The organism is Paenibacillus sp. J22R98 (genome assembly GCF_059383835.1).
In genome coordinates this window covers 100,755-121,938 of record NZ_JBXENW010000002.1, presented here as the reverse complement: position 1 = coordinate 121,938, position 21,184 = coordinate 100,755, and the positions used below count along the sequence as shown (strand labels likewise).

The window sequence follows — 21,184 nt, the reverse complement described above, 5'->3', positions numbered from 1 at the left end:
CCCCCTTATTGTTCTTTGGATGATAACAGCTTCATCACGATCCGCCCCAAACCGAAGGTTAAGAAGAACAGGAAGACCGCAATGGAAGACGCGTATCCGAGCTCGAACCGAATGAAAGCATAATCGAAGAGATGCGAGATAATGGTGTGACCTGCGTAGTTCGGGCTTGGCATGCCCGCGATGGCCACTGCAATGTCGAATACGCCAAAGGCAGCCACGATGGAATTGACCGCGCCGAACAGGAGTTGCGGTTTCATCAAGGGCAGCGTAATAAACCACAGCTCTTGGAATTTGCTTGAAATGCCGTCAATCGAACCCGCTTCGTAGAGCTCGGGCGAAACATTCTGCAAGCCTGCAAGGAAGACCAGAAAGCCGGTCCCCATGCTCATCCATAAGGAAACGATGATGATTACCGGCATGATCGTATCCGGGTCGGTCGTCCACAGAATGGGTTCGCTGATCATTCCCCAGCTGAGCATCCAATTGTTCAACAGCCCGTAACGGTCTCCCGAGAAGATATAGAGCCAGACGATCGATAATGCGATACCGCTCGTAATCGACGGCACGTAGAAGGCAAGCGAGAAAATCATTTTGGCGCGCAAGGTGTTGATCACCCAGGCGAGCAGAAAAGAGAGACAATAGCTCAGCGGACCTGCGATGACTGCGAATATAAACGTATTCTTCAATGATTTGATGAAGATATCGTCTTCCAGGAACAAGACGCTGTAATTCGAGAGCCCGACCCACTTCGCCGGTTGAAGCATGTTGTAATAGGTGAAGCTCAGGTAGATGGATTGCACAACGGGAATAACCGTAAAGACGATGAACAGGATGAGAAATGGACTTAGAAACAAGTACCCTAGCGCGGCCTTCCGGCCAGCCTGGGATAATTTGAATCGGCTTACCTTCTGGGATTTCAGCTGAAGCGGACTATTCACTTCTACACTGCTTTGCATACCGCTCCTCCTCGTGCCTTCACAATTAATCCGGCGTGAATCCGAACTCTTTTTGCTTGGCTCTAAGCTCTTTGTTAATATCCTTAACGCCCTGCTCCAGCGACTCTCTTATATTCATTCCGCCCAGAACGACGCGGTTCCAAGCATTATCGATGTTCCGCGGCGTAAAGTAGCCACCGAGCACATACGGCTGTTCCTTGTAATACTTCAGTTGCTCTGACAAAGCCTTCAAGTCATCCTCCGGCCACGGCAGCTGCGTGAAGGCTTCCATGTTCGCCGTATTCCAGCGGGCTTCGACCCCAAGCAACGCTTCCAGCTCTTGCGCGAATTGAACTTGGCTGTCCTTGCTCGTCCACCACTTCAGAAACTCCCATGCTTCCTTCTGATGCTTGGATTGCTTGAAGATGGCTACCGATTGCGCAACCCCGCCGCTCGTACGGTCAATCTTGCCATCTTGGTTGATGTGCCCCGGCGAAGGCGCTACGCCCCAGCGGCCAACCAGCTCAGGCGCTGCCGTAGAGAGCAGGACGTAGGTCAGATAGTCCGATATGCCAATCGGCATTTCTCCGGTGCGGAACCGGTTGAAGAAGTTCGCAGCAACGGGGAATTTATAATTGGTGTACAGCTCCGTCCATTCCGTGAAGGCTTGAAAGGCTTCCGGAGAATCAAGCGCCGACTTGGTTCCGTTCGCTTGATAGAATTCTCCTCCGTTCTGATAGAGGAACGGCATAAAGCCGAGCGATGAAATCGGGTAATACATCTGCATCCCGTTCTGCTGCAGGATCGGCAGCATGGCGTACGTATCTTCCCATGTTTGCGGAACGCTCACGCCAAGCTCCTTCAAGATATCCTTCCGATAGACCAATACGTTGAAATCCTGCGTTTCCGGCAGCGCATAATTGCCGCCGTTATAGCGGAACGGAATCAGCGAGCCCGGTAGAAAGCGTTTGCTGACTTCCTCGTAATCCGGAAACTGGGATAAATCGACGGCAGCATCCCTGATCGCAAACTCGACGGGCAAATGCGAATCGACGCCGGTTGCGACATCCGGCGCTTTGCCGGAACTGGCCGCAAGCAGCAGCGTATTGACGGAACCCGAGTTGAGCTGCCCCGCCGGGAGCGTGTTCACATTAATGTGTATCCCGGTCTTTGGCGTGAACTCTTCTTCCGCCATTTCCTTCATGATTTCCGCCCACTCTTTACCCCGAGAGACCCATACCTCGATAACCGGGCCCGTTTCTTGTGCCTGCTGGTCCTTGTCGTAGACGCTGCCGACACCGGTGTAATCCTTGGTAAAGGAGGCGATGAAATTTTTAAGCGTACTAACGGTCTTTTGCAGGAAATTGGACTTCACCTTCGGATACTTCGTATCCGGGGCACTGATCAGCAGGTAGTCCAGAACGAGCGGCACATTCTGCAAGCCCATCAGCAGCGTGCTTAAATTGGTTTGGCTGTTGCTGAGCTCCGAAATTTGCCTTGGAATCGTATCGGGATTGTTGATCATTTTCTCGAACGTATGATTCATCATGCGAAGACTGTTTACCGTACTCGGCTCTTTCTCCGATATGGCATTCAGCGCATCCATTTGGACCAGCAAATCATCGGCAATGACCTTTAAATCATCAATGAGCTTAGGGATCTTCTTGCCCAGCTCATATTCAAAGTTTGGATCCGGGGTCGGCCCCGTCACCATAATAATTCGCCTGTAGAGATCGGACAGCTTCTGCGTATCCGCCGTTAAGTTCTCGACGATGGACTGATAGGGCCCGACAACCGCAACCATCGTGATCGTATGCTCGCCTGCAGTTAGATGCATGAGCAGCGGCTGCGCTTCTCCGCTTTGTTCATTGTCTTTATGAAGGGTCTCGATTCGCCAATTTCGGGAGTAGGAGAACGGATACTCGGCCAGCTCTTGAAACGGAACCTTCCCATCTATGAGAATTTGGCGATAAGACGGTAACCCATCGCCCCACCATTGTCCAAATTTCATGCCGATCTTATATAATCCGTCCTTCGGGACCGAGAACGTCCAAGACGCCTTCTGTCCGCCTTTTCTCCAGCGCCAGTCGCCGAATGCATTCAGCAATTTCGTTCCGTCTCCCGCCGGTTCCATTAAAGGATCCCCGTTTGATTCTCTGCGAATCGTCGGATCGGATTTCATCGGATTGTTCTCCGCTTGCACCTTCACGTTTACTTGCCGGACCGGCTCTAAGCCTTGTGCTTCGTAAGCCTGTTCGATTTCGTTATAATGCGATAATTGCTCCGGTGACTTGACTCGTATTTCGTCCAGCGCCATCGATTCCACCAAATACTTCATCCGAATCACATGCTTGCCTGCACCGAAGTAGAATTGAAAAGGTGCTGAGTACAGACCGTTTCCGTCCGTGATCGCTTCTTCCATCCACAGCGGCTTCTCGACTTGCTTCGGCCGCACATCATCGCCTTGATTGTTCTTAAGCGGATTGCCTTGATCCATCCAGTTGCGGGTAAAGTAGATCCGCTGCGCCTCGCGGAACGGGCTTTGCCCGTCTATGAGCAGCTCACGCTGAATCGGCAGCCTCTTCCCGGCTAGCGGATAGTAGCTCGCTGCGAGGTTATACAGTCCGTCCTGCGGAACCTCAAAGGTCCACTCCAGCCACTCCGTATCCTTCTCCCAGATCAGGGCGGATGACGTACCTTCGACCGCTTGGGTACTCGGTTTAACGCCTCCTACTGCTGAATATTGATCAGCCTTCAGGCTGGCCTCGAATGGCTCTGCCGGTTTATAGCCTTTTTCTTTATACGCGGCCAACGTTTTTCCATAGGTTGGCTGCAGAATATCATCGACGGACATATCGGTTAAATCCGCTTGCGGCACGCCTTGATTCTGGTTGCGATCCCGTAACCGCTCGCTGGCATAAGATTGCATGGTATCGCCAAAAGTGACCGAAACAACAAGAAAGGTGATCGATATAAGCATGACTTTCTTCCATTTCCATGCATCATTCCAATGCCATTTCAACAATCCTCACCTCTTTGTCATTCAATTCAATAGGAAGGGGCAGCACTGACTCCTGCCCCCTTCGTTCCTATGCATCTATTTGGCAGTTAGTTTCTTGAGCTCATTGTCTACATTCTTCTTCGCTTCATCCAGCAGCTTCTTCGGCTCGCCTTTCCCGTTTAGCGCCGCATCCGAAGCCTTGAAGGTCTCATCCCATAATTTCTGGCCTGCCGGGGTAACCGGACGGGTATGCGCGATTGCCATCAGATCGACGAACACTTTCAATTTTTCTTTCTCCGTAATCTTCAATTCCTCGTTTACTTTCGGCATCGCCGTTATATCGTTGCCGGCGTCTGCGCGTTTGCCCCAGAGCAGCGTTCCTTGGTAACCGGCAATAAATTTAAGCAGCTCCCACGATTCTTTAGGATGCTTAGCTCCTTTAGGCATAACCCACGACCAGCCGCCCGCCCAAGTGGTTTGCGCATAGCCATCTTCGGAAGGCATCGGTGCGACGCCCCACTCAAAGGTCGGTTTAACCTTTGCGTTACTGGTCAAATCGTTCAAGATCCAGTTGCCGTCGAACACGAATCCGACTTTACCCGTCCAGAACGGATTGATTCCCGTTTTGCCCATGACGTCATTGAACTTGTTGATTTTGGCCATATCATACTTCTTCGCATAACCGGCCATCCATTCCAGCGCTTTCACGATTTGCGGATCGTTTGGCGTTAATTCTTCGCCCTTTGCCCATTCTCCGCCAAAGTTCCAGCCCTGCGTATATAAGAAACCTTGATTCATCCATGGAATAAAGCCAACTTGTTCGTATCCGCTGCTCGTTTTCTTAAAGATCTTCTCTGCTGCCGCATCGAGCTCACTGATGGTAGTTGGCGGCTTCTCCGGATCAAGGCCTGCTTCCTTCATCAATGTTTTGTTGTAATACATCGCGCGATTGTCCGTGCCGAACGGCATGGCATATAGCTCGCCTTTGTAATTCCCTTCCGCCCAGACGCTCGGATAATAATCATCAGCGCTTACGTCGCCATCGATCTCAAGGTACGGATTCAAGCTCTCCAGCGAACCTTTGGCCGCCCATGCTCCTGCCATGAAGCGATCAAGAAGCGCCACATCCGGCGGAGTTCCTCCGGCAATCAGCGTCGTTAATTTCTCGATCCCTTGCTCGGCAATGTATTTCACTTTAATATTCGGGTGCAATTTCTCGAATTCGCTGATTACGACCTTGGTGTAGTCCGTCTGGAACTTGCCACCCCAGCCCCAGAAATCGAGTGTTACTTTCTCACCGCTGTCTTGGCTTGGTGCATTGTCTGTGCTTGCTGTGTTGTCCGGGCTCGCCGTATTGTCTGGACTTGTTGAACTCGATGCGTTATCCGCTTCGGTCGCATTCGTTCCATTCTCTCCATTCGTCCCCCCGCAGCCTGTCAATACCAAACTTACCGAAAGTGCAGCAATGAAAAACTTAATCATTCCCGGTTTCAAAGCTAGAGCCTCCATACCTTTTCTCCTCCTATTAACTCGTATTCAGGATATTCTTCGCTACACGTTCTCAGTGTAAACGCTTTTATTTCGCGCGGTAACGAGACTGCTTTTGCATTTGGTGTACTATTTTGACTTGATTTGTATTTCCGGCACAAAAAAGAGAGTCTATCTCGTTCGATAGACTCTCCAACCGATTTCTTATAACGTGTTTGGCGTGGGATGCTCGGTCTTACTTCGTTCTTCGGATTTCACTTCGATTAAGTGAGCATCGAGTTTCCGCTTCAATTCATCCAGCAGCACCTTCGGATCACCTTGCAAATTGACAGCCAGCTTCTGCACCCGGTACAGCTCGTCCCACATATAACCGCCGATCGGCGATACCGGACGAATGTAGGCATGCTCAAGAAGTTTAACGAAGACTTCCAGGTTTTTCTTCTTATCCAAGCCCAGCTGCTTGTTCACTTCCGGAATGCTGCTCAGATCATAGGTTTGGCCGCGGCCCGCCCAGAGATACGATCCTTCTTTCCCCGCTACAAATTTAATAAACCGCCAAGCGAGTTCTTTGTGCTTCGCGCCTTTGGGCATGGCGAACGACCAGCCCCCTGCCCACGTCACCGATCGGCCGACTTCCTTCGTAGGCATAGGTGCAATTCCCCATTCGAAATTCACGTCATCCATATCGTTCAGCAGCCAATTCCCCTCATAGATGAAGCCGACCTTCCCGGAGACGAATGGATTAACACCGGCTAGCCTAATCGCATCCGAGAAGCTTGCCAGCTTCTTGGTGCCGTACTTTTTGGCATAGCTCTGCATCCATTGCAGCGCCTCGACGTTCTCGGGATTGTTCGGTGTCAGCTCTCCTGCTTTCTCCCAATGACCGCCAAAATTCCACCCGTTCGCATATAAGAAGCCTTGCGCCATCCAAGGGACAAAACCCACTTGCTCGTAGGCGCCTTCTTTATTTCGTTTGAACATTTTCTCCGCCATCGCATCTAACTCGGCAACCGTTGCTGGCGGCTTGTTGGGATTAAGACCCGCTTCTTCCATCATCGATTTATTGTAAAGCATCGCCCGGCTGTCCACATTCCATGGCAGGGCAAACGTTTTATTGTTATATTGCGTTTCCGGCCAGATGTTTCGATAATAGATGCCTGCCATATGATCCCGAATCACATCGCTGGACAAGTCCTCCAAAGCCCCCATCGCCGCCCATTCGCTGACCAAGAATCGATCGATCATCGCGACGTCAGGCGGCCTGCTTCCTGCAATCGCCGTTAACAGTTTATCGGATGCCTGCGAATTATCGGAATTCTCGACAAACATCATTTTAACTTTAATATCCGGATTTGCCTTCTCAAAAGGGACAACGACCGTATCATGAAATTCTTGTTGAAATCCTCCGCCCCACGGGAACCAGAAGCTTATCGTTACAGGGTCGCTGCCCTGCTTCACACTGCTCTTGGAATCTTGATGCGAAGCCGTCAGCATGGAGATGGCTTCTGAACTTAATTTGGTTCCTTTGATAAATAAGACACTCGATAACATGATGACGATGATCATGAGGGCAAGCATGAACGAAACAAGCTTCTTATTATTTAAAAGCATTTTCATCGTGACCTACATCCTCTCTTCCATTCTCGCGAAATCAATTCCATCTACAGCCATACTGTTTCAGGCGTTCAGCCGGCATGTTTGCTTTGATTTCTCTTGGTGAGGGGGATCGTCATCGTGACTTCGGTGCCAACGCCATTTTTGCTTTGAATCTCGATTCCGTACTGGTCGCCGTAAGCGATATGGATTTGCGAATTAATATTCCGCAGGGCAAAATTATCGTATTCCACCGGCCCCTTGCCGCTTAGAATGAGCTGCAGATTGGAGAGCTTGTCTGCTGCAATTCCCGCGCCATTATCCGTTACCTTAAACTTCAGGCAATCGTCCTCGTGAATAAACGCGACATCAAGCCGGCCTTTGCCGGACTTTTTCTCCAACCCATGATAAATCGCGTTCTCTACAAGCGGCTGGAAAATATATTTCAACACCGTATACTTCTCAAGGGAATGATCGACATGCAAATGAAGCGAGAACTTATCCTGATAACGAATTTTCTGGATCATAATGTAGCTGTCGAGCAGCTGTACGACCTCGCTCACGGAGACCTCGTCCCGGCCTTCGTTTAAGCTTACCCGTAAATACTTGGACAGCCCGAATATCATGGTACTGATATCGTCCACCTTGTGAATGCGGGCAATCCAATGAATCGAATCCAACGTATTGTATAGAAAATGGGCATTAATCTGAGAGCCGAGCATTTTGAGCTGTAGTCCCTGCTCGAGCAGCTTCTGCACGTAGAGCTCATTAATCAATTCCTTGATACGCGCAACCATCCGGTTAAAATGGGTAAACAGATAGCCAAATTCATCCTCTCGTTTGTCTTCGATGCGAGCGTCGAAATCACCGTTTTCCGCTTTGCGCATGGCACGAATCATCTTCTGGAGCGGTCGATGGACCGTCGAGGCGATAAAGATGGCGAGCAGGATGCCGATGAAGGCGAACGCCAGTCCAAGAGTAAGGATATACCACCGGAGACTGCCCGCTTCCTTGATTAAGTCAGCGCCCAGCAGCATGCCGACAAGCGTCCAATTACTCGTTTCCAAGCGGTTGTAAACAACCAGCATCTGTTCCCCATCCATCGGTGTGCTGAATATGCCTTGCTGCTCTTCGCCAAGCGAAACCCCAAGCATGTTCGAAAGGCGTACTCCATCCTTATCGCCGATGATTTGCCCTTCTTCATCCACGATCACATTCATGCCTGATCCGTTGTAGTCGATTTCCGACAGAATCTCGATAATCTCCGTTGGATCGATTTCATAGACCAGCACGCCTATGATTTCGCCGCGGGTAGTAAAGTTCTTCTCCGCACGGCCAAAGCTGAATACCGGCGTAGGGTCTCCACTCTTGATGAGCGAGGGACGGATGCCAAAATAGACGACCTCCCCGTCAGCCTCCCGAATTTGCTTATACCAGGATTGCTCCATAAATCCGTTGGTGTAGGAGTTATACGCGGGGAAAGAAGTCTTAGGCGAATAATGATAGGAGAAGCCTTTCTCACCCAGCAAATAGATATCGTTGATATCATTTCTTGAATTTACGAGATTGGATAGAAAGGCCGTATTCGCATCATTATTCTGTATCTGCTCTGTCTCATTGAGAAACTTGCCTATGAGCTGTTTCTGAATCTCCTCGTTGCCTACGACCTGAAGGGAACGATCCTCGTAGCCTTCCAAAATAATATCGATCCGTTTGCTCATCTGCTGTACATTCTGAAGCGCCATTCCGCCGATCTTGTCCTCCATCAGCTCCGCGGATTTATCATAAAAGAGATAGCCCATAACGGTAATAATAATCAGCATGCTGGCTACAAATAACACAAAAACTTTCACACCTACAGTAGGGAGCCTCAACTTTCCAATGCGTGCCAGTAGGATGGTATCCCTCTTTTCTTATGTGCCGTAGTTTCGAAATTGGGCAGGGGTTATCCCTTCCGATTCCTTAAAGGTTTTGACGAAATGCCGGAAGTCCTTATACCCCACTGATTCTGCAACTTCATAGATCTTAAGCGGCGTCTGCTCGAGCAGTTCTTTTGCTTTCGCGACTCTTATGCGAATGAGATAACGGCTCAATGTTTCGCCGACCTCAGCATGGAAGACCCTGCTGAAATAGGATGGGTTCATATAGATCGTTTCTGCGACTTTATTGAGGCTGATGCCATGGTGATAGTTATCGTGAATGTAGCGCAGGGCGATTTCGATCGTATTGCGCTGTCCCGATCCGGTAGCGGCTCTATCTTTCTTAAGAAAAACACTTATAATCGTGTTCTTCCAGTTATCCAGCGTACAGCGGTAGAGCTGAAGCTTCTGCTGATGGGTAACGATGCTTGGCTCCGAATGCTCTTTCGCTATGCAAAGCTCCTTCCATTTAGATAGAAGAATGCCAATATACATGTTCATCTCGCATCTAACGGCAAGCGGCGAGGTCTGTTTAACAAGCGCTTGAATGAGCACCGTCTGCTGGTCAAGCAGATCGATCAGCTTTTCTTCGTCCATGAGCTTGATGGCATGAAGAATGCGATTCATCCACGACATATCCAGCGCTTCGGCTTTGATCGCAATGGAGGGCACGCCCCCGGTGAATGTGACCGTTTGTTTTCCTTTCGAGGTTCCGACATCCGTGCCGTCAGGACCATAGACAAAACCAGTGCCGTTCAATACATATCCCACACTTCTTGTAAGCGCTTCCCTAAAAGCGAATACTAGTTGTTTGGCCTCTCCCATGCTGCTGATGCCTATGCTAGTTTGAATGCCCAGCACTTCAAGCGCACCTTCAATGATCAGCTGCCCGCAGCGGTAGGCTTCCCGATCATGATCAGCTGTCTCGTTCTCCCAAGAGATAATTAGCGCTACATCCGCAAATTCATTCTCATGCAGCAGACAGGCCACGCAGGATATGCCCGCTTCATGAAAGACCTCCTCCATCAGTTTGCCAAGCGCGTATCGGAGCTGAGAACAGCCTCTCTCGCTCATATCCCGCTCGCCCCAATCATGGACAACGGCAGATAGGACGATGAGTCGATTCGGGTTCAAATCAATGCGAAGCGCCTCCCACTTGGACACTACGTCCTGGCCTGAAACAGGCTGGGTTAAACACGTTTCCAAATGCTTCTGCCTGGCGAGGGGCAGACTTTCTCTAACACGACCTGAAAGCTCCTCGAGCCGGTAGGCGAGCTCTCTCTTCTTCGTGATTTCACCGATGCAGCGCTCAATAATCTCCATGAGGACCTTTTCCTCAATAGGCTTAAGTATATAATCGAAAGCGCCTAGCTTCACTGCTTTCTGGGCATACACGAAGTCACTGAACCCGCTGATAAAAATAACCTTTATATCCAAGCCTCTTCGCTCGATTTCCTCAATTAATTCCATACCGTCCATGGTGGGCATTCTAATATCGGAGATGACGATGTCCGGCACATTCGAATCGATCAGCTTCAGCGCCTCACATCCATCCTCGGCATCGCCAATGAATTGAATGCCATGCGCGCTCCAGTCAATCGTCTGCTTCAATCCTTCACGAATCCAACGCTCATCATCGACAACCATAAGTTTTATCACTTTATTTTGCCTCCTTCGACAAAGCGTCCCCCATCTAACTGGACTTTGACTTTCATAATACAGAAGCAGGGGAAGTTATTTAAGGTTGTTATTTTTGGATTTGGTGTATTATTTTTACCTGCTGGCAGCTCCTCATAAGTTTCTTTAATTTGAAAAATTATCCATTCACATTATTATACAATAACATTACAAAGAGGTCGTACTTTGTCGGAATCTTGAAGTGCTCCTCTTGAGCGAGTAGAAGCACAAAAAAAGGCCAACCACGAAAATCCGGTTGGCCTAGAGGGACTGCAGGCTATGAAGCAGATACAATTTTCGGCATTGCTTTTGAGCAGAGGCATCTCCGCTTCACGCAAGCTAACGAACCGTAGAGACCTTATTTCCGCCAAATGACTGGGTTTGAAATTCTAACGAACCCTACAAGCCTTATTCGGTGTCAAAAGTACCTTTTTCGTCTCATTTCCCCTCATTAGCGCCCGTACGGTTCGTTAGATCCGGGAAATGGAGTATTTCGCTTAAATAAGGCCCACAGGGTTCGTTAGCGCGAAACCACTGCATACAGATAACTGCTCGCTCTTATCAATCGGCTCCTTTGTAATCTCTATTCATTATTACTTCTCAATTCTCTCTCAACTTCTCAAGAATTCTACGCTTCCGATACATCATCTTGCCCGTTTCGGCGACATCCTGAAGGGTGGACCGGTTTAGATAGGCGCCGAATAGGATGCCTGCGATTGGAATCATTTGAAACATCTTTTTCCATCCGAAGTTGTCTCTGTAAGTAAGCATGACCTCACGCCAGCCTTGCAGCTGGGACATGACCTGCCCGCTTCTCTCGCCGGAATGGAAAGCGGCGAGATCATCGAGAATCGCTTTCTTGCCTACGATGTCGGCGGAGGAAAACTGCATACACTTGACGATAAAAACCCGTTCCGACTGCTCGGTTGGGTCATAGCCATAGCTAATCGCAACCTCTTGCAGCGCTTTAAGTGAAATGCCAAGCAGAAGCGGAATGTCGATGGCAAGCGTGAATATACCTCCGATTCCCGTAGTTGCGCCTTGCACCGCCGCCGTCTTGCTGCTTGATTGAATACTGCCATCGGCCATCTCATCCATTCTGCCTAGCGGAAGCTGACCGATTCGCTCGAAAGCAACGGCTTCATCCCGCTCTGCATTCGGAAAGAATCTGCGGTACATCTGCTCCTTGCTGATCAGATAACGTCCGCCGCTCTGAACGTAGCTTCCGAGCTCGTCGAGCGCAGTGCCTATTTTATCCTGAATGAACTTTGGGGTGATCCGGTCCAGGAGGGCGAACGGCAGCCTGCCGAGCTTTTCCCAGAAGAACAGCCCTTTCTGATCCTGCTCCCATCGTTCGATTTGGCTTAATTCCGTTCTTAAATAATCTGTGGTTTCTGTGTTCGTCATCATGGAGTAGACACCTCGTCTGGAAATTTCACTTTAGCCATTCATACTGTAAAATGCTCCGCAACGTTTCAACTAATTCGATCAGCCTGACAATCCCTATTAATGGGGCTGAACAGAAACAGGCCGCCAATCTCGGCAGCCTGTTCACAATAGGTTGGATTCATTCGCGATGCCCGCGAATCATGACCCCTTCTTGGGGTAACCAATCCCAATAAATATTCGCGGAGAATTCGAGGTCAAGCCTGTCCTCTGCATAAAGACATACCAACGTATATCGGAACGATGTCTCTACGAATACCAGATGCAGCTCAAGCGTTTCATTGTCTTTCCATCTGAAACAGCCCGCGACTTTCTTCCCCATGCCATCGCTCTGCTCAGAGACGCGTAGATCGTTCATGACCCAGAAGCCGCGCCCTAGTTGGAGAGTTTGGTCCACGAAGTTTTTGCGAATGGCCAATACAGCTTCCCGCTCATCGAACCGAAGGGATATCTTATCAATATGCTCGCGGTTTGCCTCCATCGCATAGACCCTATCTCGGATCAGCCGCTCGACCTTGGAATGGGTTTCCTCGAGTCGCACATCGATTCGAAGGTCTTTCAATCGATCGCTAAGTTCCTGATAAGAGGATTCATCCGGGGCTAAAATTTCCTGCGACATCCCTGGCAGCAGCGTCTCCCACACGGAGCTCACCAATTCGTGCTTATAGTCGGTCCCGGAGAACACGGCGAGCACGACATCTTGTTCAGGCATCACGAGGCAAAATTGGCCGAATGCGCCGTCCGCCCGATACGAATTATGCCGGCATAGCCAAAATTGATAGCCATAACCATGGGTCCAATCATTATCTCCCACTTCACCGTTGGAGACTTGATAAGCAGATGCCTTGTCGACCCAACTCGCGGGAAGCAGCTGCTTGCCCCTCCACTCGCCGCGTTGCAAGTAAAGCTGCCCAAACTTCGCAATGTCTTCGCTCGTTAGGGTGAAATTCAACCCGCCGTACGCAATTCCTCGCGGGCACACATCCCACGTCACGTTCGACAAACCTAGCGGGATAAATAAACGTTCTTCGAGAAAATCGCCAATCGACTGTCCGGTGATGCGGCTTATTATAGCGCACAGCATGTAAGTGGCGCAGGTGTTATAGGCGAAATACGTGCCAGGAACGTGAACAACGGGCGTTTCAAGGAAATACCGCACCCAGTTGCCACTTTCGCATGACCAGAAATCGACCCCACTCGCATGTCCCGTCGCCATCGCAAGCAAATGCCTGATCTTCATCGCGGACAAGTTCTCGGACACGGTCTCCGGCAGATCTTCGGGAAAGAGGTCAACGATTCGATCATCCAAGGAAAGCAGCCCTTCCGCTTCGGCGAAACCAATCGCTGTAGAGACGATGCTTTTGCTCAGCGAATACAGCGCATGCGGAATATCATTGTGATAAGGAGCCCACCAGCCTTCGGCAACAACATGCCCGTGGCGAAGCAGCATGAAGCCGTGAACCTCCCAGTTGTGCGTACGGATAACATCCAAAAACCTAATAATTGCTTTAGAAGAAACGCCTTGTTCCTCCGGCCTCGATCGCGGCAGCTGAATCCCGTTCTCCATTTCCTCAACACCTCTCTGGATGCATCACAGTATTGATCAGTTCACCTGTATCGCCATGATTATTTCGTTCCGTAATCATTAATTTCAACTTTTCTGCCGTCGGGGTCGAAGAAGGCGATTTCCTTGCCGCATCCGCCTCGATCTTTGATCCCATCCGTGGCGAGTTTCACATCATAGGCGAGCATCCGCTCATACACTTCTTCAATATCCTTGACTTGGAAAAGCAGAACAGCATGATTATGTCCTTCCTTGTTGTTAAAATGCATAGGTAGGATTTCATCGGATTGGATGAAAAAAAGTTCAGGTGCCCCGTTAGGGGGAGCTAATACGACCATATCTGCGTGTGGTTCGAGTGGTGCCATAGCTGCAGCCTCTAATCCAAATAGCTCACTGTACCATTTAGCTGTTGTATACGGGTCCTTAGCTGGTAAATACAAGCACAAGATACCCAACAGTTTTGAATCGCGGTTCATATTTTATCCCCTCCATTTTCGTTATTCGATTTGTCGCATTGCACCCAATACAAGATTGTATCCGTCGGGATCAAGGATGTGCGCATTCATAAATTCCCAGATGCCGTGCGACAACATAAACGGTTCGATTCCGATGTGGGCGCCTATGCTTCCTCAGATTTGCACCCTATCACTCATACGCTGTCATATACTGGAAAGTTGCGGTGTTCATTTCACTGGCAAGCCGCTTTATTAACAAGAAAAGACAGCTGAAATCCGCTGTCTCTTTATCCATTTACAGATTTGTAGTTGTATGTGGCGGTGAATGTACGGCAAGCCCAATCACGACTATTCGGCTTCCCTTTTTATACTTTTGGAGCACCTTAGGAACCTTGTTTCCCTTTGCGTTAATAATACTAATCGTAAGTGAAGCGTTATTTTTCGTTGCCACATAAACGGCGCGGCCATTCGCGAAAATTCTTCTCCAGTTATTATCAAAGTAATAGACCTCATCCTTTAGATCCGACAAGGTATACCGCCGGGTTAAAGCCAAGTGAACCACCTCCTTCACGTATGTTATGTGGAGGTAGCTGCTAATTCTTGGACCCTTCTATATCCACCTTAGAAATCGTTTATGGACCAATAACACCTCATTCTGCACTGCCCATTTGCCTAAATCCGAGATCCCCTGATCCTCATCCTTAGCGAATCTAAAGCACATATGAAGGGGGACAATCCTTTTCCCATGCGGCTTTATGCCAATTGTAGGTCTGAAATAACCCATGATGAAGATCACCTTCATATCCTTTGCTTGAATGTTATGGCCGTTTAAGACAAGTTGCTCGCTTTGCAAATCGAGCTCTGTTGGTTTCTTTAATGTTCTAAACACGGTGGTCAGCAAAACAACTAGACACAAAAGCAGCTCCGCAGCTGTAGCAGATATGGATATTACGTTCTCCTTGCGATTCCAAGAGTCGATCGCATGATAGATGAATAGGAAGATCATCATCGACATGGACAATATGATTCTGTTCCCGGAAGGATTTTTAACGATATGCTGCTTGAAATCCAATTGCGTCCCTCCCCCGTCAACTAGCCAACTCGGACAAATCCTTCTGATTGCGATTCCAATCATACGGCACTTTCCATTCCTTGTTGTCCTCGGTCATAGTCAATACGCCATTCTTGCATACTTATGCTTCATTGCCAGCCTCCATATAGCGGAATTTTGTCCACCTACAGCCTTTCATGCACAACTTCCGTGTCGGCGATAAAATCATGAAGTGACCGTTTATCCTCGCGAGCCGCTACCATTGTTGCACTTACGATTAAGGCGATCCCTAGCGAGAGCGCATAGATCAAGCCGGTAACCACATTTCGCAGCAGCATGGTTGCAATACTTGGCGGTTCTCCGTCGCTCATTCTTATGATTCGAATTCCACAGATCCGCTTGCCAATCGTATAGCCATTCCAAAAAATCGGAGTAAGCAGTGCATACAGAAACGTAATAAAATCCGTAACATGCTCGGTTCCGTATCCTCCGGTGATCATAACCGATATGATGGTGAGTGGCACCCCTACGATAAGCCCATCAAGAATAAGTGCGCCTAATCGAATCCAGAAAGCAGCTGGTTCATTTGTGTTCAAAATAGGACCCCCTTTGTATCTGGGTTGCCGTTATAATTGTAGTAGTAGTTTGATTTAATTTCCGTTTCTTGAAATATTTTACGCAATTTAGGATAATACGTTGCGCTTTAACTAACCGCTTATCAAGCTTAAATAATCGTATAAAGTGTGCTGGAGGGATCAAGATGAAGCAAGTAATGAAACTTTCACGTATCGTTCCGATAATCGGTGCTTTCATAATGCTTATAGTGGTTTCTGGAGTCATATGGTATCAGCGTGCCGACCCGCTGCGATACACGGGTTTAACCGAATACACGGACTCCGTCGGCAATGAAAAGTATTATACGATTGAAATTGCGAATAGCAGCAGCACAGACATCCGCATTCAAAACGTGACTATCAACGGTCAGCGGATGTCTGATCGTGTTCAACTAGGCATTACCTATGATTCGAACCACTTGGTGCAATTTATGGGAGATCAGACGGACCCTGCGACTGAAGTTATGAACTTGGATGACGCCTCCATTCAACCGCAATTATCCGACCGGGCGGTACGCGCCGTTCTCGCAAATCAAGCGAACTCTACTCATCGTACTCCGATCCATTACGGCATCGTTATTCGCTACGACAAAGAACCCCTTCAAGAAGTAACGATTCGGTATCGCTATCTAGGTTTTACAAAGAAATTGCGTGTCGCCACTATTAGTTGAATAGCGGGAACGCACAAAGCTTGCCATAAAAAAAAGCCGCGATATAAACGCGGCTATCCATATTGTCACAATCAACGTTTAAGCAGGTTGATATGATCGAGATTCGTACTGCTGTTGAAAATAAAATTGAGTTTGAATTTCCCACGGTTGTAGGTGATTTTCTGCTGCACCAAGGATCCATTCCGAATGATGACCGAGCTGGAAGGCGCTCCCCAATGTCCGATGAGTATGCGCTTCGTTATTCCGCCAATATTCGTCTCCCGCTCAATATCGGTCCCGAAGTAGCGAATTTCCCGTATTTTGTTTAGCTTATATGCGATAGCATAGCCGGGATGACCCATCTCCGAATGATAGAAATCAAATCCATCCGCGTCCGATCTCGGCGAGCCCGGTTTTCCGACCTTGCCAATGACGTCCTGCCGAGTGCTGATCCCGATCTTCAGCCCACTCACCGCACCGGGAAATTGGCCAACCAATGCTGGCTTATAGAAGCTGTTTAACGTCTTCAGAGCCATCGCCGCGTCAGTACTGCTCGCTTGTCGCACTTTCCCTGCTACTTCTTTGGTGTCGGCATGAGCGATAGCACCGGATGTGACGATTAGACTGAAAAGCGTTACACTAAGTGCAACTTTTGAAACTTGGTTTATCATTAAGATCCCTCCGGCGTTCAAATAGCTTAGATTGGATTTTCTGAGATATTTTACCCCGATGTCTGATGGATTACTCAAAGTTCTTACATTTACTCCGGCCTTGATCGACTAACATAAGCAAAAAAAAAGCCCATCTATCCGCCGGAAGCACGGAAAGATGAGCCTAAACATGCATTAATAGAAATAATCGTATCCGCCGTATCCACCATATCCGTCATAATACCCGCCGTACCCGCCAAAGCCTGTGAACAGGCCAATTGCGAGTAAATCGAACAGTAACAATGGAAGAAGAAATTTCACTTTTACTGTTTTCCCTTTTTCCTGTGTAAGAATCACACGGTTACCTTGAATTTGCGATAGTGTTCCTGTAACTACTGTTCCGTCTTTCTTGACCGCATAGATCTTTTTGCCATAATACTTCGAAAGCTCTTTTTTGCTAACAGTCATTCGTCATTCCTCCCTCTTAACTGCTTGACTACTCTATTAATCTATTCAAGTACAGTGGAGGATGTTTGGGATTTTCATAGAATTACATGCACCCAATCTATAAGACAACTATGATGTCAATTTAGCTGCTCGCCTTTTGTTCATCGCGAATGAAATAAGTCCCATCACCAGCCCAATCGCTGTCCAAACGGCGGCCAACCATGGATGATAAAGTACAGTCCCGTTCGTATTCGCCAATGCGCCTCCAACACCGGCTCCGGTTGCTAATCCCAGATGCACGAACGATATATTCAAGCTGAGCACAAGGTTCGACGACTGCGGCGCTAATTGGACGAAGTACGTATTGATTGAAGGAGCCGTCACAAACATGCCAAATACCCACAATGTAAAAATCAGCAAGCTGAGCAGCAGTGATGCATGTACGGCAGGAAGTATGGCTAGAGCAATTGTACGTAAAGACAATGCGAAGACCAATAAACGCACGGCTCCCCACTTATCCACGCCAACTCCGCCTAATCGAGAACCGATCAAACCGAACATACCGAATACTAACATGACTACACTGATGTCAACTGCTTGCATGTGCAGGATTTTCTGAAAGTACAGCGTCAAATACGTGTACATCACCGAGTCTCCGGCGCTCGAGAAGAAGGATAGCAGCATCGCGCTGACGATAACCGAATTCTTGAGAACGGTAACCTGCTTTCGGAGAGGAGCAGGCGCGTCTCCTTCAATGTTAGGCAATAAGCGACCCAGCCCGAGCAGAACGAATAAGCCGATGATGCCCATTAGAAGAAAAATCAACTTCCAACTCCACTCGCCCGCGATGGCGATACCTGCCGGCACGCCAAGCACCATGGCGCCGCTGAATGCGAAAGCGATCAATCCCATCGCCCGGCCGATTGAGTCCGGGGACACTAATTTCGCTACCGAGCTCAACGCGACGACGCAGAATACGCCTGCGCTTAATCCCAGGATGACGCGTGACAGAAGCAGTAGCGCAAAAGTTGAACTCGCGTATGCCGCCAGGCATCCAAGAATAAATACAGTTAATGAAACGAGCAGCATTTGTTTACGCGCAACGCGTGAGGTCATCGCAATTACGATCGGAGTGCCGATACCGTAAGCCAGCGAATAGGCTGTAATTAATTGCCCGGCAAGGGCGACGGAGACATTCATGTCCGCCGCAATAGTGGGCAGAATGCCAGAGACGACGAGCTCCGCTGTCGCTACGAGGAAAGCGCCGAACGCCAAGAGGTACAGGTTTAGTCGGTTCATATAGTCATCATTCCTTTGCTGGTAATCCGTGGGATAACCGGTTGAATTGATTATAATGAACCTACTATAATTAAGTAAGAAGGCAAATTTTTTGGACATTGTCCATTCATTTGGATCAACTAACCATTTGGTAAGTAGCATTCCCAGAGTAACACATCAGTGGAAGTAAGCTGGATTTTGAGAAGGTGAGGTTGAACGTATGAATATGGCAGCCAATAACGAAAACAGCACTCCGCATATATGCGAAGTGCTGCAAATTCTCGGGGATAAATGGGGATTTCTTGTGATCTCCGAGCTATCCAAAGGACCCAGACGATTTAAGCAGCTGCTCCGCGATGCTGGCGTAATCAAAACCCAGTCGTTGACGAATACGCTGCGCCATCTGGAGAAGACCGGCATCGTGCTCAGGCAAGTTTTCCCTACGGTCCCCGTGACCGTGGAGTATTCGCTGACCCATAAGGGAACCGATTTTCAAACTGTCCTGCTAGAGCTGGATAAATGGGCCACCAAGTGGGCGAAGCCGTAACCTAATTTCCGTAGATCTCAAAGTCATAAATCGAGTACGCATAGGTGGTTCCCCGCACGGATGTCTAGCTACAACTGCTCGTACTCCACAAAAGGGTCGCCAATTTCGATGCGATACGCTTCGGCATCACTCGCCCCCACATAAAGATCAGCCAGACCATTGGGCTTTCTCACGATTCCCCCGCTGAAAATAACATCTGTCAGATCAGGCCGCTTGGCCGCCCCTGCCGGGAAACTGGACCGTGTTGCAATAATCTTCATAGCAGTTTTCTCAAACGTATCCGGATGAATGGCAAACGTCATCGCTTGATAATGTCGGTTCCCGTCGTCGTCGAAGGAAGCAATATGCCCCAGCACACCTACTAAACCATTGGCGAGCAGATGCGGTTCATTCGCTCCGCCCCACTCCGATGCCAAGAATTGATCTTGAAATACAGGTGCATTCGCAATTTGTTCTGCCGTAATATCCTCCAGGGTCGCACATTTGAAGAAGCCGATCTTGCCTCTGCCGCCCTTCTCGCCCTGCGGTCTGGTCAACACGCCGATTTCACCGCTTGCCAGCTCAACAAGGCGCACATCCTTCATATGATCCGGCCCGGTCAAGAACAGCGCCAAGCTTGCGATATCCTGTCCCCGATAAAACTCCGTTACCCACGAGATGATTTTCTCCGAATCGGCCGGATCCATAATGAGTTTGACTCCACCGAAGATCATCTCGCCTTTAATACGGGTGAAAAACGGGTCCTGCAGTTCGTATGGCGCATGAGAGGGATGCGGAACCCACGAATCACCCTGCTGATGGAAGAAGACTACTTCGGATAGCTCGGTCTCACGGCTCTCGACGCGTCCCGCAAGGATGGATTCGCCTCTGTCCAAGAAGGGAGCTGCAATGTTGTATACGTCTCGGGGGCCGACTCCCTCAAACTTCAGCTGTACCCCTGGTTGATCACCTTTTGGCTGCTGTTCGAACTGCTCCAGCAATTCCGCACAGCTCTGAGCTGCATTATGCTTCTGTAACATGAACATTCGTGTAGTACCTCCTGTATCTGTAAATCCAGTGCTAATCTTCGTAAGGCGGTGTCCGGTACCCTCCGGCATAAGTCGAATCCGGTTTGGCGAATTCACCTAGGATGCCGCGGCGTAGAGGCGTAGTCCGATCCATAAGCTCGGCGTCATTCTCGAACCGATCGGAATAACGAAGCCATGGCGGACTGTAAATGTAATGCATCGTGTACCGGTCATAGTCGTGATTATGCTCATGCGAACGATGCCAAACCGCATTATGGAACACCAACGCTGAACCTGCAGGTGCACAAACCACATGACGTAACGGACATTCCTCCGTTCCTTTCCGGACGCTATCCGGCAATGGTACTCGGCTGCGATGGCTGCCCGGAATCATTTCCATATTTCCTTTACCCGGCTCACTTTGGTCCGTCAGCAAGTACGATACTCTCAGTTGAAGCAGCGGAATCGGATGCCCCAGCAGCTTAAAGTCGAATGCGCTCGATCCATCCTGATGCCAACCGCCATGCTTACCGCCGGCAGGCTGAACCGTACACCAAGCAGATTGAAGAATGACATTATCGGAGCCGTATAAGCCGCGTACCTTGGGCATCGCTGCCGGGTGATCAATGAGCCGCTCCAATGCCGGTTCGCTGGCATAACCTTCGCCGACCTGGTGGGCTCCGCCATTCTTCGGTTGATCGGCATGAAGACGCTGCGAGGCTTCCAGACATGCCGCAACTTCTTCCGGATTTAGTACATTCGGTATGACAAAATAACCCCAAGATTCAAACATGAATCGGTCAAGCTCCGTAAATTCCCCCGGTTTGACGATAGGCTCTAGCATTTCAATTCTCCTCCTTTG

General features: G+C 49.1%; 18 protein-coding genes. 2 read left to right on the top strand and 16 right to left on the bottom strand.

Translation table 11 applies throughout. The annotated features are described in order from the left end of the window. Positions 1-5: 5 nt before the first annotated feature. The 11 genes from AC50Y3_RS06210 to AC50Y3_RS06160 form a co-directional block, all read right to left on the bottom strand. Positions 6-956: a carbohydrate ABC transporter permease gene (locus AC50Y3_RS06210; protein ID WP_494817909.1), complete on the bottom strand. Its 951-nt coding sequence runs from the start codon at positions 954-956 to the stop codon at positions 6-8. A 25-nt stretch (positions 957-981) separates the two neighbouring features. After that, entirely contained in the window at positions 982-3,957 is a 2,976-nt protein-coding gene (locus AC50Y3_RS06205; protein WP_494817908.1) for an extracellular solute-binding protein, read from the bottom strand. Between the two features lie 75 nt (positions 3,958-4,032). Continuing rightward, positions 4,033-5,445 carry an extracellular solute-binding protein gene (locus AC50Y3_RS06200; RefSeq protein ID WP_494817907.1) on the bottom strand — a complete coding sequence of 471 codons (1,413 nt, stop codon included), beginning with the start codon at positions 5,443-5,445 and terminating at the stop codon, positions 4,033-4,035. Positions 5,446-5,628: 183 nt separating this feature from the next. Next, entirely contained in the window at positions 5,629-7,041 is a 1,413-nt protein-coding gene (locus tag AC50Y3_RS06195) for an ABC transporter substrate-binding protein (RefSeq protein WP_494817906.1), read from the bottom strand. Between the two features lie 68 nt (positions 7,042-7,109). Then, positions 7,110-8,858: a cache domain-containing sensor histidine kinase gene (locus AC50Y3_RS06190; protein WP_494817905.1), complete on the bottom strand. Its 1,749-nt coding sequence runs from the start codon at positions 8,856-8,858 to the stop codon at positions 7,110-7,112. Positions 8,859-8,930: 72 nt separating this feature from the next. Further along, positions 8,931-10,595: a response regulator transcription factor gene (locus AC50Y3_RS06185; protein WP_494817904.1), complete on the bottom strand. Its 1,665-nt coding sequence runs from the start codon at positions 10,593-10,595 to the stop codon at positions 8,931-8,933. Positions 10,596-11,213: 618 nt separating this feature from the next. After that, positions 11,214-12,020, bottom strand: coding sequence for an EcsC family protein (locus AC50Y3_RS06180; RefSeq protein ID WP_494818591.1), 807 nt, complete (start codon positions 12,018-12,020; stop codon positions 11,214-11,216). A 160-nt stretch (positions 12,021-12,180) separates the two neighbouring features. Continuing rightward, entirely contained in the window at positions 12,181-13,626 is a 1,446-nt protein-coding gene (locus AC50Y3_RS06175) for a serine hydrolase domain-containing protein (RefSeq protein ID WP_494817903.1), read from the bottom strand. 59 nt (positions 13,627-13,685) lie between these two features. After that, positions 13,686-14,099: a VOC family protein gene (locus AC50Y3_RS06170; RefSeq protein WP_494817902.1), complete on the bottom strand. Its 414-nt coding sequence runs from the start codon at positions 14,097-14,099 to the stop codon at positions 13,686-13,688. Positions 14,100-14,688: 589 nt separating this feature from the next. Then, positions 14,689-15,150 (bottom strand): hypothetical protein, encoded by a 462-nt coding sequence (locus AC50Y3_RS06165; protein ID WP_494817901.1) that lies wholly within the window; start codon positions 15,148-15,150, stop codon positions 14,689-14,691. 164 nt (positions 15,151-15,314) lie between these two features. Continuing rightward, positions 15,315-15,725, bottom strand: coding sequence for an RDD family protein (locus AC50Y3_RS06160; protein WP_494817900.1), 411 nt, complete (start codon positions 15,723-15,725; stop codon positions 15,315-15,317). 176 nt (positions 15,726-15,901) lie between these two features. On the opposite strand from AC50Y3_RS06160, the gene AC50Y3_RS06155 reads away from it, so the two are divergent. Beyond that, positions 15,902-16,414, top strand: a complete 513-nt coding sequence (locus AC50Y3_RS06155; protein ID WP_494817899.1) for a hypothetical protein — start codon at positions 15,902-15,904, stop codon at positions 16,412-16,414. Positions 16,415-16,485: 71 nt separating this feature from the next. On the opposite strand, the gene AC50Y3_RS06150 is transcribed toward AC50Y3_RS06155, so the two are convergent. From AC50Y3_RS06150 to AC50Y3_RS06140, 3 genes are all read right to left on the bottom strand, one after another. Then, positions 16,486-17,064: a YjgB family protein gene (locus tag AC50Y3_RS06150; protein ID WP_494817898.1), complete on the bottom strand. Its 579-nt coding sequence runs from the start codon at positions 17,062-17,064 to the stop codon at positions 16,486-16,488. A 174-nt stretch (positions 17,065-17,238) separates the two neighbouring features. After that, positions 17,239-17,511, bottom strand: a complete 273-nt coding sequence (locus tag AC50Y3_RS06145) for a hypothetical protein (protein ID WP_494817897.1) — start codon at positions 17,509-17,511, stop codon at positions 17,239-17,241. Between the two features lie 108 nt (positions 17,512-17,619). Continuing rightward, entirely contained in the window at positions 17,620-18,789 is a 1,170-nt protein-coding gene (locus tag AC50Y3_RS06140; protein ID WP_494817896.1) for an MFS transporter, read from the bottom strand. Between the two features lie 199 nt (positions 18,790-18,988). Between AC50Y3_RS06140 and AC50Y3_RS06135 the strand changes: the two genes are divergently transcribed. After that, positions 18,989-19,315, top strand: coding sequence for a winged helix-turn-helix transcriptional regulator (locus AC50Y3_RS06135; RefSeq protein WP_494817895.1), 327 nt, complete (start codon positions 18,989-18,991; stop codon positions 19,313-19,315). 68 nt (positions 19,316-19,383) lie between these two features. Here the strand turns inward: AC50Y3_RS06135 and AC50Y3_RS06130 are convergent, their stop codons facing one another. Together AC50Y3_RS06130 and AC50Y3_RS06125 are read right to left on the bottom strand one after the other, a co-directional pair. Then, a complete protein-coding gene (locus AC50Y3_RS06130; protein ID WP_494818590.1) occupies positions 19,384-20,334 on the bottom strand; it encodes a DUF1861 family protein in 951 nt (316 codons plus the stop codon). A gap of 40 nt (positions 20,335-20,374) precedes the next feature. Further along, on the bottom strand, positions 20,375-21,166 hold the full coding sequence (locus AC50Y3_RS06125; RefSeq protein ID WP_494817894.1) for a phytanoyl-CoA dioxygenase family protein: 792 nt from the start codon (positions 21,164-21,166) through the stop codon (positions 20,375-20,377). Positions 21,167-21,184: the final 18 nt, after the last annotated feature.